The organism is Luteibacter sp. P4_E6 (genome assembly GCF_056401535.1).
The window spans coordinates 1-13,686 of record NZ_JBFUJE010000066.1; the positions used below are offsets into that span (position 1 = coordinate 1).

Here is a 13,686-nt window from a genome sequence, read left to right on the forward strand (position 1 = left end):
GGCCGTGGCCAAGGAGCTCGCCCAGGCCCTGGATATCCACGAGCTGGTCAAGGTCAAGCTCTCCGGAGGCGACAAGGACGAGCGCCAGGCCCAGATCGACTTTCTGACCAGCCAGACCGGCTCCGAAAAGGTCCAGGAAATCGGCCATATCGTCGTCCTGTTCCGCCGGAACGAGCAGGACCCGAAGCTCGCCCTGCCCCGGTAACCCGCCATGGACCTCTCGTTCGAGCACCCTGGCGAGTACCTCTTCGTGCGCCGGGTGGGCGCGAACACGGTCACGATCGTCGACCGCGACTTTCACAAGAGCCTCCTCCTGACCCCGGAAAAGGTCGTGGAAGACTGGCCTGTAACCGACGCGAAGCAGCTCACCCTGGCCGATGTCGCTCTCATCGCGGACCTGAAGCCCGAGCTGGTCATCATCGGCACCGGCGAGCGCCAGGTCTTTCCGCCTGCTGAAGTCATGGCCGGCTTCCTGCGTCAGGGCATCGGCGTCGAGGCGATGACCAACGGCTCGGCCGCCCGCACCTACAGTCTCCTGGCCGGTGAGGGCCGTAAGGTCCTGGCGGCCTTCATCCTGCCCCAAGGCTAAGAACGCCATGCGCATCCTCATTCTCGGGGCCGGCGGGACCGGCGGTTACTTCGGCGGTCGCCTGCACCAAGGTGGCGCGGACGTGACGTTCCTGGTTCGACCAGACCGGGCACGGGCACTGGATGCGAACGGACTCATCATAAAAAGCCCGTTCGGCGATGCCACCCTGACGGTGAAACACGTCACGGCCGACACGGTCGCCGCGGCAGGCGCTTTCGACCTGGTCCTTCTTTCCTGCAAGGCGTACGACCTGCATTCGGCGATCGAGGCGATCGACCCGGCGGTCGGCGAGGCCACGGCGATCCTGCCGATCCTCAACGGGCTGGCCCACTATCCGGTGCTCGACAATCGCTTTGGTCCGGACCGGGTCATCGGCGGCATGTGCGTCATCAGTGCCGCGAAGGGGCCGGCGGGCGAGATCCTGCACTTTGGCAACGGCGCATCGGTGACCTTCGGCGAGCGCGACGGTAACGATCATGGCGGCCGTTGTGGGGCCATAGCGGATGCTTTCGCCAAGGCGAACGTCGACCACACGCACTCATCCGATATCGAACGCGATCTCTGGGCCAAGTTCTCCTTCCTCGCCACCCTCGCCGGCGCAACCTGCCTGTTCCGCGCCAGCGTCGGCGACATCGTCGCCACGGACGACGGTCGCCAACTCACTGAGCAGATGTACGAGGAATGCCTGGCCGTGGCCCGCGCGTCGGGTCACGCCGTGCCAGATAACGCCCGCGCATTTGCCTGGAAAACGCTGACGCAGGAAGGCTCGCCGCTGACGGCGTCCATGCTCCGCGACCTCGAATCCGGGCAGCGCATCGAAGCCGACCACATCGTCGGCGACATGTTGCGACGTGCGCGGGATGCGGGGATCAGGGCACCGATGCTGGAGGTGGCGTTTGCGCACCTGCAGGCGTTTGAAGCCCGGCGTAAGCGGCAAGGCTAGACAGCTCTGTGTAGGAGCCGATTCATCGGCGAGCTTTTCCTTCGGCAGGGGGGGGGCTGGCTTCGGCGGGGGCTGGAGGCTAGCAACCGGAAGGTGCCGCTGCTGCGCAGCGGGTTTATTTGCCATTCGCCGATGAATCGGCTCCCACATGTGCCTATCTATTTTGCCGGCAGATACTGCAGCGGATCGACCGGATTGCCGTCGCGGCGAATCTGGAACTGGAGTTCGTCGCGCGTCGCGCCGCTCGAACCCATTTCCGCGACCGACTGGCCGGCTTTTACCTTCTCGCCTTCCTTGACCAGTCGCTTGCGGTTGTGGCCGTAAGCGGAGAGGAAGCTGTCGCTGTGCTTGATGATCACCAGCTCGCCGTAACCGACCAGGCCATTGCCGCTGTAGACCACCACGCCATCGGCGGCGGAACGGACCGGGTCGCCGGCCTTGCCGCCGATTTCGATACCGGGAATGGCGTCGCTCGATGAGAATTTCTTCAACATCGTGCCGTCGGCAGGCCAGCGCCAGGCGATACCGCCCGCGCTGCGCGAAGCGCCGCTGGTGACGATGGGCGTGGCGGCAGAGGGATTCTCCACAGGCGCCGGTGCCGGGGCGGGCACGTTCGGTGTGCTCGGCGGCGGCACCGGAACAGGAACGACGGACTCTGCAGGCTTTCCAGCCACGACGACCGGCGTGTTCGTCGTAGTCGCSGGTGCCGGAACGGGCGGGGGCGCTACGTCAGCGTCCGTCACAGCCTGGAAGGCGGGCTGCGCGGGCGGTGGCGTGCCATGGGGCGGACTACCGCCAGGCGGCGGCGCCGCCACGACGACCGGCGCGGCGTGCGCCGGGGCTGGCTTGTTGTCGTGCCCCGGCGGCGAGAGCCGCAGGTCCTGGCCCGGCCAGATGGTGTACGGCGAATCGATGCCGTTCCACCCGGCAAGGTCGCGAAAATCGACTTTGTTGCGGAAGGCAATGCTGTAGAGCGTGTCGCCCTTCATCACCCGATAGCTGCCGCCCGGTGGCGCCGGGGGTGGCGTCGCGGCGTGCGTGGGCGTGTAACCACCGGGGCTGCGCGTGACGACAACGGAACTGCGCGTGACATCGCAACCGGCCACGAGCACGGCGGCCGACAGCACGCCCGCCAGGGCGAGCGGGCGGATCATGAGCATCGCGGATTTCCTTTCACGGGCACTCATCGCAGCAGGAACCACCACACGGCCAGGAGGACGACTGCAACGATAGCAGCCCAACCTATCCACTCTATGTGTTTATGCAGGACCCGTTCGGCACGTTCACCGAACAGCCGGACAAGCAAGGCCAGCAGCCAGACCCGCTTGCCCCGGCCAATCAACACGCAAAGCAGGAAGGGCAGCAGCGGCACGCCGACGATGCCGGCGGCCCAGGTCACGAACTTCATCGGCACGACCGGCTGCAGCGCCGCCATCGCCAGCACGACGTAAAGGCCGAACGAATGCGCGGCCATGTCGGCCTGCAGGCTGGCCACGCCCTTCTCGATAGGGGCGAGCAGGTGCATCGACTCGAGGAGGGGCTTCAATGCCTCGTAGGCGTAGTGCCCGAGCATGTAGCCCACCAGCGAGCCCGCCAGTGAAAACAGCAGGCTCCAGTTCGCGTAGCGGAACGCCTTGCGCGGCTCGGCCAGCATCATCGGCGCGAGCATCACTTCCGGCATGATCGGGAAAATGAAAGCTTCGACGAAGGACAGCCCCGCCAGATAGCGGACGGCGTGGCGATGACGCGCCCAGACGATGGCGCGTTCGTAGAGAGAACCAAACATCCGCATTCAGCGGTTTTCCCTGTAGTGGAGGCGCATCAACCGATGCCGCCGAGCAGCGGCACGAAGCTGACTGCACCGAGTTCTTCCCGGATCACGTCGCCGTTCTCACCCTTGCGCAGGCGCAGGAGCACTTGCTGGCTCGGGCTACCCACCGGCGCGACGAGCACGCCGCCGGGCTTCAGCTGATCGAGCAGCTTCAGGGGCACGCGATCGCCCGCGGCCGTGAGGATGATCGCGTCGAAGGGCGCATCCGACTCCCAACCCAGTTTGCCGTCGTCGTGCCGCGAACGGAGGTTCTCGATCCCGAGCTGACGGAACCGGCGACGGGCCTGGCGCAGCAATTCTTCGATCCGCTCGACCGTGTACACCGTCGTCACAATGCCGGCGAGTACGGCGGCCTGATAACCGGAGCCCGTGCCGATTTCGAGCACGCGGTCGGGCACGCCGTGTTCGATCAACGCTTCGGTCATCCGGGCGACGATCCATGGCTGCGAAATGGTCTGGCCATGGCCGATCGGTAGCGCGGTATTTTCATAAGCGCGAGAGTGCAGCGCCTGGTCGATGAAATGATGGCGTGGCAGTTGCCGGATGACTTCGAGCACCCGCTCGTCGCGGATGCCCTCCTCGACCAGTTTCGCGACCAGGCGGTCGCGTGCGCGTTGCGACGTCATTCCTTCGCCGCGGAGCGCCGACGCAGGCAGGGCATGCAGATTCACCACCTCAGGCCGCCTCCTCGTTGTCCATCGCCGAAGACAGYGGGAGCATCCAGCTACTGACCTTCTCCAGCGCCTGGAAGCGCGTGAGATCCGTGTGGATCGGCGTGACCGAGACGAAACCACGGCTGACCGCGTTGAAATCGGTGCCGGGGCCGGCATCGTCGATCTCGCCCGGCGGACCGATCCACCACATGGTGCGGCCACGCGGATCTTCCGTGCGGATGGCCGGCGCCGCGCGATGGCGCTTGCCCAACCGGGTCACTTCGAACCCACGGATTTCCGCCCACGGCAGGTCAGGCACGTTGACGTTGAGGATGGTGTCCGCCGGCAAGGGATCGACGATCAGGCGACGCATGATCATCAACACCGCGCTTGCCGCCGAATCGAAGTGACGGCCGGAGCCTTCCCTGGTCACCAGGGAAACGGCGATAGCCGGAAGGCCGAGGAACCGCCCTTCCATGGCCGCCGACACCGTGCCCGAGTAGATGACATCGTCACCGAGGTTGGCGACGTTGTTGATCCCTGAGACGACGATGTCGGTCTCATGGTCGAGCATACCGGCCAGCGCCAGGTGGACGCAGTCGGTCGGGGTGCCCGAAACGCGGTAGAAGCCGTTCTCCATGCGGTGGGCACGGATGGGCGCATCGAGGGTGAGCGAATTGCTTGCGCCAGAGCGATCGCGGTCGGGGGCGACCACGGTCACCGTGCCGAACTCGGCCAGACGCCCGGCGAGAATCCGGATGCCCGGAGCCTCCACGCCGTCGTCGTTGCTAACCAGAACTTGCATGCTGATCCAGATCGAAAATCGGGTGCGGCGGCCCTATATCGACATGGCCGCCCGACCGGTCCAAGTCTACCGGAGCGGGCAGCGGGATTCACGAAACGCGGCTAGGATGAGGGCAATGAAGCGACGCACGCCACCCCTGCATGACGACGATAGCCGGCTCTTTCGTGAGGCGATCGGCGACGTTCGGCCCATGGCGCCCGTGGAGTCGCTGCCGGAGCGCCCGCGCCCCGAACCGTATCCGCACATGCGCGATGCCGACGAGGCCGCCGTCCCGGCGGAGTCGCTGCTGTTCGACTACGACCCTGCCGATCTCGAAGTGGGTGAAGAACTGTCGTATCTGCGCGACGGCTACCCGCCGAAGCTGCTGAAACAGCTCAAGCGCGGCCAGTTCAGCATCCAGGCTGACGTGGACCTCCACCAGATGAATGCCGCCGCCGCGCAAATGACGATTGCCGAGTTTCTCGCCGAGTGCCGTCACGATGGGATTCGCTGTGTGCGAATCATCCACGGCAAGGGCCTGCGCTCGAAAGCCGCGGGCCCGGTCTTGAAGGGCCTCACGGACCGGCTACTGCGGCGGCGGGACGACGTAGTGGCGTTTGCGTCGGCGCGGCCGATGCAGGGCGGCACGGGAGCGGTCGTCGTCCTGCTGAAAGGCTGAAGACCTGCGCAGATCTTGTGTAGGAGCCGATTCATCGGCGAATGGGTGCTGGCGGCGGACTGGCCCGCTGCCGCGGGATCGCCGATGAATCGGCTCCTACAGGGTTACGGCGACTTCGCGGAGAACCGTCGTCGCGTACGCCCCGGCCGGCAAGCCGAACGACACTTCCAGCGCCCCATCGTCGAGCCAGCGCCACGTCATATCGCGCGGCAGCAAGCGTAACGCGCGACGCTCCTGATCCATGCGAATCCCGTTCAGCCCCTTCGCCAGATCCTCGTCACGCGCAGCCACCGCGCGCTCGAGTTCACCGACCGCGCCGGCCGATGGCGGCTCGCCGTCACCCCACAACGGACCGGACGGATGAATATCGAAACGCGCGAGACGCTCCGCCAGCGTGTCGTTGAACGCTTCCGGGCCAAACCACGAACGCGAACCCTCGAGCGACCAGATCTCGCCCTCCATCGGTGTGTCCCACTGCCCTGCCCCGACGCGTTCTGCCAGCACGCCATTGAAGATGTGCGAGCGTGCGGCCGAAAGCAGGATGGAACGCTTGTCGCGATCGACGCGGCGACCACCGAACATCTGCTTCGCCTGCGCCACGTTGTTGCCGCCGAGGCCGAAACGCTGCTCACCGAAGTAATTGGGCACGCCGCGCTTCGCGATCGCATCAAGGCGCTCTTCGGCTGCAGCGCGATCTCCCTCCACCTCACGCAGCACCAGGACGAAACGGTTGCCGCGCAGGGCGCCACGCTTGATCTTGCGCGAATGACGAGCGGAGGAAAGGATTTTCAAGTCATCGGACGGCAGCGCCGACCAGTCGGGATCGGCCTTGCCCGGAAGGTGCACGGTAAATACCTGGCGCGTGACCGCGTGGCGATCCTTCATGCCGGCGTAGCCGACATTCATCGGCTGGATGCCGGCGAACTTGGCGAGTTCGCGCGCCGCCCACTCGGTATTCGCGCCGCGCTTCTCCACCAGGAGAAACGCATGCTCGCCAGCGCCGTCGGCTTCGTAACCGAGGATTTCCTCGACGAAGAAATCCTCGGGCGCGGAACGCAGGCGGCCACGCAGCGGCGGGGCGCCGAAGGCGAAGGGAAGTTCGTTGTCTGTCATGTCTTGCGGCCTTCTAGAGCAGGAAAATAGTCGCCAGCCCCAGGAAAATGAAGAAACCGCCGCTATCGGTCACGGCGGTGATGAGCACGCTGGAGCCCAGCGCGGGGTCGCGACCGAGCTTGACCATCAGCATGGGAATGCCGACGCCCATGAAGGCGGCGAGCAGGAGATTCAGTGTCATGGCGGCCGTCATGACCAGGCCAAGCGCGGGATTGCCGTAGAGCAGCCATGCGGCGATGCCGATCACGGTGCCCCAGACCAGGCCGTTGAACAAGGATACGCCCAGTTCTTTGCGCCAGAGCCGGCGCACCTGCGAAGGACCCACCTGATCCAGCGCCATGGCGCGAACGATCATGGTGATGGTCTGGTTGCCCGAGTTACCACCGATACCGGCCACGATGGGCATCAACGCGGCCAGCGCGACCAGCTTCTCGATGGAGTGCTCGAACAGGCCGATCACGCGCGAAGCGACGAAGGCCGTGACCAGGTTGATCGCAAGCCACGCCCAACGGTTGCGCACGGACTTCCAGACCGAGGCGAAGATATCTTCCTCTTCGCGCAGACCGCCGCGCGACAGCGCTTCGGTCTCGCTCTCCTCGCGAATGAAGTCCAGCATCGCATCCACCGCAATACGACCAATCAGGCGCATGCCCGCATCGACCACCGGCGCCGTGACGAGGTCGTAGCGTTCGAAGGCCTGGGCCACGTCGTACGCGTCGTCTTCCGGGCGGAACGTATTCACGTCCGGCGCCATGATGTCGTGGACCATCTTGTCCGGTGAGTTCACCAGCAACCAGTGCAGCGGCAGCACGCCGGTCAGCACGCTGTCCCCATTGACCACGAACAACTTGTCGGTCTGCGCGGGCAACTCGTCGAAACGACGAAGGTATCTCAGCACCACTTCGAGGCTGATGTCTTCGCGGATGGTGACCATGTCGAAGTCCATCAGCGCGCCAACCTGGTCGTCCTTGTAGGACATGGCGGCCTGCACGCGCTCGCGGTCCTGCGCGTCGAGGCTGGCCATGAGTTCGGGCAGCACTTCGGTCGGCAGATCGTCGACGAGGTCAGCGAGCTCGTCGGCATCCAGCGGTTCCACCGCGGCGAGAATCTCGCGGTCGTCCATGTCCGCGATGAGCGATTCGCGCACCGAGTCGGACACTTCGAGCAGGATGTCACCGTCGCGGTCGCTGCGAATCAGTTGCCAGACGGCGAGGCGGTCTTCGAGCGGTAACGATTCGAACACGTCGGCGAGATCGGCCGGATGCAGGCCGTCGAGGAGTGCCTGGAGCTGCGCATCGGCCGCGCCGAGGGGTGAGTCATCACGATCGGGCGCCGCGCCGGCGAACGCCAGCAAGCCTTCACGGCGACGCAGCAGATCGGTAATCGCCTCCAGCCTGTCGTGCAGGCGCGGCGTGGCGGCGCGTGACTCGCCTTCGCTCATGCTCGCTGGACCAGCACCGTCGCCAGGGCAGCAATGCCCTCGCGGCGCCCCGTGAAACCGAGGGTTTCCGTGGTGGTCGCCTTGATGCTGATGCAGTCGATGTCGACACCGAGATCGGCGGCGATAACCTCACGCATGGCCTGCGCGTGCGGCCCCACCTTCGGCGCTTCGCAGATGACCGTGATGTCGGCATTGCCGAGGGAGTAGCCGCGCTCGGCGAGCATGTTCGCCACGGCACGAACGAAGCTACGGCTATCCGCGCCCCGCCACGCTTCGTCCGACGGCGGGAAATGCTTGCCGATATCACCCAGTGCCAGCGCGCCGAGCAGCGCATCGCAAAGCGCGTGCAGGACGACATCGCCGTCCGAATGCGCAAGCACGCCCTGCGAGTGCGCCACGCGCACGCCGCCAAGCATCACATGGTCGCCTTCACCGAAGGCGTGGACATCGAATCCTTGTCCGATACGCATTAACGAGTTCTCCCGAGCAGGAACTCCGCCAGTGCGAAATCCGCCGGCGTGGTCACCTTGATGTTGTCTTCCGAACCTTCCACGAGCAACGGCATGACGCCCGTGCGCTCCATCGCCATCGCTTCGTCGCTGACAACGATACCTTCCGCGGCGGCAAGGGCGAGTGCATGCGCCAGTGCGCCGCGCCGGAACATCTGCGGCGTGAATGCCCGCCATCGACCTTCGCGCGGTTCGGTGGCGGTGCTGTGACAGCCTGCGTCTGCCCGCTTGAGGGTATCGCGCAGGGGGGCGCCAAGCAGACCACCCTCCCCGCTGCCTGCCTGGTCGATCAGGCGCGTGATGTCGTCGGCACGCACGCACGGCCGCGCGGCATCGTGGACCAGGACGAAGTGATCCTGCGCGACGGCGGGCGGCAAGGCGAGCACGCCGGCCAGAACGGAATCGCTGCGTTCACCACCGCCGATGGCAGTGATGAGCGGCTTGCCGCCGATCGCGTCGACGGCAGAAAAATGGGGGTCGTCCGCCGCGATGACGACGACCAGCCCGGCGATGCAGGGATGCGCCGCCAGGCGTTCGAGCGTGTGATCGAGCAAGGGGCGACCGACAAGTGGCTGGTACTGCTTCGGCCGATCGCCACCGGCCCGGACGCCTCTGCCGGCGGCCGGAACCACGCACCACAGCGCATCCATCACTGCGTGCCAGGACCGACGGGCGGCGGAGGCGGCGGCGCGCTGGTCGCCGCTCCCGGCTCGACGATCTGGTAGAAGGTCTCGTTTGGCTTGATCAGGCCAAGCTCCTGGCGCGCACGCGCTTCCGTCGCCTGTTCACCGTGTTTGAGATCTTCCACGTCTGCGGCAAGCGCCTGGTTACGCTTGAGCAGCGTCGCGTTTTCCTCGGTCTGCTTCTGGACCGATGCGCGTAAGGAATCGACCTCGGCCATGCCCCCACCGCCGACCCACAGCTTCAGCTGCAGCGCGATGAGGACGATGACGAGGATCAGGCCGATCCAGCGCAGGAGTGCCGCGTTGCTCAAGGCACGACTCAGCCGGGCAGCTTGGACAGGCTCGGGAACGCATCCCGGCCGGCGTAGCGGGCCTTCGCGCCGAGGGCTTCCTCGATGCGCAGCAGCTGGTTGTACTTGGCCACGCGATCGGTGCGGCACAGCGAACCGGTCTTGATCTGGGTCGCGGTGGTCGCCACGGCGATGTCCKAGATCGTGGTGTCTTCGGTTTCGCCGGAGCGGTGCGACACGATGGCCGCGTACTTCGCGCGATGCGCCATGGCGATCGCTTCGAGCGTCTCGGACAGGGTACCGATCTGGTTGACCTTGATCAGGATGGCGTTGGCGATCTTCTTGTCGATGCCCTCCTGGAAGATTTTCGGGTTGGTGACGAAGAGATCGTCGCCGACCAGCTGGATGCCTTCGCCGATCGCCTTGGTGAGGTGCGCCCAACCCGTCCAGTCGCCTTCGGCCATACCGTCTTCGATGGTGACGATGGGGTACTGCTTCGACCACGAAGCCAGCGTATCGACCCACTGCTCCGGGGTGAACACCTTGCCTTCGCCTTCGAGGTCGTACTTGCCGTCCTTGAAGAACTCCGAGCTGGCCACATCCAGGCCCAGCAGGATGTCACTACCGACCTTGTAGCCGGTCTTGTTCACGGCTTCGAGGATGGTATCGAGCGCTTCGACGTTGGACTTGAGGTTCGGCGCGAAGCCGCCTTCGTCGCCCACCGACGTGTTCAGGCCGCGACCCTTCAGCACCGACTTCAGCGCATGGAAGATCTCGGCGCCGTAGCGCAGCGCCTCGGCGAAGTTCGGCGCGCCGACCGGCAGCACCATGAACTCCTGCACGTCGACGTTGTTGTCCGCGTGTGCACCGCCGTTGATGATGTTCATCATCGGMACCGGCAGCGAGCCGCCACCGTCGACCATCAGGTACTGCCACAGTGCCTGCTTCTTCGAAGCGGCCACGGCGTGGGCGGCAGCCATGGAAACACCGAGCAGCGCGTTGGCGCCCAGGTTGCCCTTGTTGTCGGTGCCGTCGAGGGCGATGAGCTTCTTATCGAGGCCCTTCTGGTCCGCCGCGTCGAACCCGACGAGCGCCTTGGCGATCTGGTTGTTGACGTTGCCGACCGCCTTGGTGACGCCCTTGCCGTCATAGCGCTTCTTGTCGCCGTCGCGCAGCTCCACGGCCTCACGTGTGCCAGTGGAGGCGCCGCTGGGAACAGCCGCGCGGCCAAACGAACCGTCGGCCAGGGTGATCTCGGCTTCGAGCGTCGGATTGCCGCGGGAATCGAGGATTTCGCGGGCGTGGATCTTGGTGATATCGGTGGTCATGCGGTTCCCGTTATGAGTTGGAATGACGAAAGAAAGTACCGAGGAGCGCGAGCCCCACGGTACCGATCAGGATGAAAGCGTTGAGTCCCAGGCCAATCGCGCCGAACGTACGGCGGCGGTCCTGCCGGCGCAGGGCGACGATGCCCAGCACAAGGCCGACAAAGGCAAGGATGAGAAAGGCGCAGAGAACGAGGCCGACGACGCCGAACACCTCCATGTGCTGCTCGGGATCGCCGGAGGCGACCATGAGCGCAGCGAAGGAAATGCCGGCGAGAACGACGAGCCCGGAAACGAGGCTGATGACGAACGAGGCAATGCCGTGACCCGACTGCGGCAGGCGTGCCGCACGCTGGCGAGGTTCGCCCGCGACGTGGATCCCGTTGTCCTCGACCATCCAGCCCGTCTCCCCGGGACCTTTGCGGCCCCGCTATACCGTCAATCATACCGTTCCGGAGGAACGATCAAGCGTGGTTCTTGAATCCGCGACGCTTTACAGCGCCGTCGAGCTCCATGAGGGTTTCGAGCAGTTCTTCCATCTGGTCGAGCGGCCAGGCGTTCGGGCCGTCGCTGAGGGCCTTGGACGGATCAGGATGGGTCTCGGCGAACAGGCCGGAGACACCGACTGCCACCGCCGCGCGCGCCAGGACCGGCACGAACTCGCGCTGGCCACCGGAACTGGTGCCCTGCCCGCCCGGCAACTGCACCGAGTGGGTGGCGTCGAACACGACCGGGCAGTTGGTCTCGCGCATCACCGCGAGCGAGCGCATGTCCGAAACCAGGTTGTTGTAGCCGAAGCTCGCGCCGCGCTCGCAGACCAGGATGTCGTGGTTGCCGACATCGAAGGCCTTCTGCACCACGTTCTTCATGTCCCAGGGGGCGAGGAACTGACCCTTCTTGATGTTCACCGGCTTACCAGCCTTCGCGACATTCTGGATGAAGTCGGTCTGGCGGCAGAGGAATGCCGGGGTCTGCAGCACGTCGACCACGGCGGCGACTTCGTTCATCGGCGTGTATTCGTGCACGTCGGTGATCACCGGCACGCCGATCTGCTTCTTTACGGCGTCGAGCACCTTGAGGCCCTCTTCCAGGCCGGGGCCGCGGAAGCTGCCACCGGACGAGCGGTTGGCCTTGTCGAAGCTGGATTTGAAGATGAAGTTGATGCCGAGGCGATCGGTGATTTCCTTCAGCTTGCCGGCGACATCGAGCTGGAGCTGCATCGACTCGATGACACACGGACCGGCGATCAGGAACAGCGGCTGGTCGAGGCCGACTTCGAAACCACAGAGCTTCATGCAGCGGACTCCTCGGAACGGATGGCGAGCTTCTCACCGTCACGGACGGCTTTGTACTCGCGGGCCGCGCGGACGAAGCCAATGAACAGCGGATGGCCTTCGCGCGGCGTGGAGGTGAATTCCGGATGCGCCTGGCAGCCAAGGAACCACGGATGCACGTGACGCGGGAGCTCGACGATTTCCACCAGGAGATCGTCCATCGACTTGCCCGAGATGACCATGCCGAGGTCTTCGAACGACTGGCGATAACGGTTGTTGAACTCGTAACGGTGACGGTGGCGCTCGCGCACCACGTCTTCGCCGTAGAGCTCACGCGCCAGCGTGCCGGCCTTGAGGCGGCATTCCTGCGCACCCAGGCGCATCGTGCCACCGAGGTCGGAACGCTCGGTGCGCTGCTCGGTTTCGCCGGTGGCGGTTGTCCATTCGGTGATCAGCGCGATGACGGGATCCGGGGTGTTGCGATCGTTCTCGCTCGAATCCGCCTGCTTGAGTCCGGCCGTGTTCCGCGCGAACTCGACCACGGCGGCATGCATGCCGTAGCAGATGCCGAAGTACGGGATGCCGGTTTCACGAGCGAACTGGGCGGCGAGGATCTTGCCTTCGAAACCGCGCTTGCCGAAGCCGCCCGGCACGAGGATGGCGTCGGCATCGCCGAGCACCGTGCGAGCGCCGCGCGCTTCCACATCCTCGGAATCCACCCAGTGCAGGTTCACCCGGGCGGACTGGTTGATACCACCATGCCGCAGCGCTTCGGCGAGCGACTTGTAGGCATCCTTGTGTTCGACGTACTTGCCGACGATGGCCACGTTGACTTCGTCGCGCGGATGCTCGACGGCTTCCACCGTGCGGATCCAGCTGGAGAGGTCGGCCGGACCAGCGTCCAGGCCGAGGCGCTTGATGACGAGATCGTCCAGGCCCTGCTCGTGCAACCACATCGGCAGCTTGTAGATGACGTCGACATCGATGGTGCTGATGACGGCGTTCTTCGGCACGTTGGTGAACAGCGCGATCTTGTGGCGCTCGGCGTCCGGCAACGGCTCTTCGCAGCGGCACAGGAGCACGTCAGCCTGGATACCGATCGAGCGCAGCTCCTTCACCGAATGCTGGGTGGGCTTGGTCTTGATCTCGCCGGCGGCCTTGATATACGGCACCAGGGTGAGGTGCACGAACATGCACTTCTCCGCGCCGTGCTCGATGCGCAACTGGCGGATGGCTTCGAGGAAGGGCAGCGATTCGATATCGCCCACCGTGCCGCCGACTTCCACCAGCGCCACGTCGTAACCGCGCGTCGCCTCGTGGATGGAATGCTTGATCTCGTYGGTRAYGTGCGGGATSACCTGSACCGTCGCGCCGAGRTAGTCGCCGCGGCGTTCCTTGCGGATGACCGATTCGTAAATCTTGCCGGCGGTGATCGAATTCTTGCCGGTGAGGCGGGTGCGGACGAAGCGCTCGTAGTGGCCCAGGTCCAGGTCGGTCTCGGCACCATCGTCGGTGACATAGACCTCACCGTGCTGGAAGGGACTCATGGTGCCCGGATCCACGTTGATGTAC

At 65.3% G+C, this 13,686-nt stretch carries 17 protein-coding genes; 4 read left to right on the forward strand and 13 right to left on the reverse strand.

Going from position 1 to position 13,686, the window contains the following annotated elements:
* The 3 genes from AC1DT2_RS06660 to panE all read left to right on the forward strand — a co-directional run.
* Positions 1–205 (forward strand): YhbY family RNA-binding protein (locus AC1DT2_RS06660; protein ID WP_477295314.1); only part of this gene is annotated, 205 nt, incomplete at its 5' end.
* A gap of 6 nt (positions 206–211) precedes the next feature.
* Positions 212–589, forward strand: coding sequence for an Mth938-like domain-containing protein (locus tag AC1DT2_RS06665; RefSeq protein WP_063574178.1), 378 nt, complete (start codon positions 212–214; stop codon positions 587–589).
* A 7-nt stretch (positions 590–596) separates the two neighbouring features.
* Positions 597–1,532 (forward strand): 2-dehydropantoate 2-reductase, encoded by a 936-nt coding sequence (panE, locus tag AC1DT2_RS06670; RefSeq protein ID WP_477295317.1) that lies wholly within the window; start codon positions 597–599, stop codon positions 1,530–1,532.
* A gap of 158 nt (positions 1,533–1,690) precedes the next feature.
* Here panE and AC1DT2_RS06675 read toward each other — a convergent pair whose 3' ends face one another.
* The 4 genes from AC1DT2_RS06675 to surE all read right to left on the reverse strand — a co-directional run bounded on the left by AC1DT2_RS06675 (position 1,691) and on the right by surE (position 4,821).
* Complete coding sequence (locus AC1DT2_RS06675; RefSeq protein WP_477295333.1) at positions 1,691–2,521, reverse strand: peptidoglycan DD-metalloendopeptidase family protein; 831 nt, start codon at positions 2,519–2,521, stop codon at positions 1,691–1,693.
* Positions 2,522–2,715: 194 nt separating this feature from the next.
* A complete protein-coding gene (locus AC1DT2_RS06680) occupies positions 2,716–3,324 on the reverse strand; it encodes a YqaA family protein (protein WP_213948333.1) in 609 nt (202 codons plus the stop codon).
* Between the two features lie 29 nt (positions 3,325–3,353).
* Complete coding sequence (locus AC1DT2_RS06685; protein ID WP_063571598.1) at positions 3,354–3,989, reverse strand: protein-L-isoaspartate(D-aspartate) O-methyltransferase; 636 nt, start codon at positions 3,987–3,989, stop codon at positions 3,354–3,356.
* A gap of 49 nt (positions 3,990–4,038) precedes the next feature.
* A complete protein-coding gene (gene surE / locus AC1DT2_RS06690) occupies positions 4,039–4,821 on the reverse strand; it encodes a 5'/3'-nucleotidase SurE (RefSeq protein WP_063571595.1) in 783 nt (260 codons plus the stop codon).
* A 115-nt stretch (positions 4,822–4,936) separates the two neighbouring features.
* Here surE and AC1DT2_RS06695 point away from each other — a divergent pair, with 115 nt between their 5' ends.
* A complete protein-coding gene (locus AC1DT2_RS06695) occupies positions 4,937–5,479 on the forward strand; it encodes a Smr/MutS family protein (protein ID WP_046967315.1) in 543 nt (180 codons plus the stop codon).
* Between the two features lie 96 nt (positions 5,480–5,575).
* On the opposite strand, the gene truD is transcribed toward AC1DT2_RS06695, so the two are convergent.
* The 9 genes from truD to AC1DT2_RS06740 form a co-directional block, all read right to left on the reverse strand.
* Complete coding sequence (truD, locus tag AC1DT2_RS06700) at positions 5,576–6,592, reverse strand: tRNA pseudouridine(13) synthase TruD (protein WP_477295320.1); 1,017 nt, start codon at positions 6,590–6,592, stop codon at positions 5,576–5,578.
* Positions 6,593–6,605: 13 nt separating this feature from the next.
* Positions 6,606–8,033: a magnesium transporter gene (gene mgtE, locus AC1DT2_RS06705; protein WP_477295322.1), complete on the reverse strand. Its 1,428-nt coding sequence runs from the start codon at positions 8,031–8,033 to the stop codon at positions 6,606–6,608.
* The gene (ispF, locus tag AC1DT2_RS06710; RefSeq protein ID WP_063571591.1) at positions 8,030–8,503 is read right to left on the reverse strand and encodes a 2-C-methyl-D-erythritol 2,4-cyclodiphosphate synthase; all 474 of its coding nucleotides are present in this window, start codon (positions 8,501–8,503) and stop codon (positions 8,030–8,032) included. The genes mgtE and ispF overlap by 4 nt, the downstream gene beginning before the upstream one ends.
* The gene (gene ispD / locus AC1DT2_RS06715) at positions 8,503–9,192 is read right to left on the reverse strand and encodes a 2-C-methyl-D-erythritol 4-phosphate cytidylyltransferase (RefSeq protein WP_477295324.1); all 690 of its coding nucleotides are present in this window, start codon (positions 9,190–9,192) and stop codon (positions 8,503–8,505) included. Before ispD ends, ispF begins: the two co-directional genes overlap by 1 nt.
* Positions 9,192–9,536, reverse strand: a complete 345-nt coding sequence (ftsB, locus tag AC1DT2_RS06720; RefSeq protein ID WP_063571589.1) for a cell division protein FtsB — start codon at positions 9,534–9,536, stop codon at positions 9,192–9,194. The genes ispD and ftsB overlap by 1 nt, the downstream gene beginning before the upstream one ends.
* Positions 9,537–9,544: 8 nt before the next feature.
* The gene (eno, locus tag AC1DT2_RS06725) at positions 9,545–10,843 is read right to left on the reverse strand and encodes a phosphopyruvate hydratase (RefSeq protein WP_477295327.1); all 1,299 of its coding nucleotides are present in this window, start codon (positions 10,841–10,843) and stop codon (positions 9,545–9,547) included.
* A 10-nt stretch (positions 10,844–10,853) separates the two neighbouring features.
* On the reverse strand, positions 10,854–11,237 hold the full coding sequence (locus AC1DT2_RS06730; RefSeq protein WP_477295329.1) for a hypothetical protein: 384 nt from the start codon (positions 11,235–11,237) through the stop codon (positions 10,854–10,856).
* 67 nt (positions 11,238–11,304) lie between these two features.
* Positions 11,305–12,135: a 3-deoxy-8-phosphooctulonate synthase gene (kdsA, locus tag AC1DT2_RS06735; RefSeq protein ID WP_046967322.1), complete on the reverse strand. Its 831-nt coding sequence runs from the start codon at positions 12,133–12,135 to the stop codon at positions 11,305–11,307.
* Positions 12,132–13,686, reverse strand: a 1,555-nt coding sequence (locus AC1DT2_RS06740) for a CTP synthase (RefSeq protein ID WP_477295331.1), incomplete at its 5' end; no start/stop codon positions are given. The genes kdsA and AC1DT2_RS06740, both read right to left, overlap by 4 nt.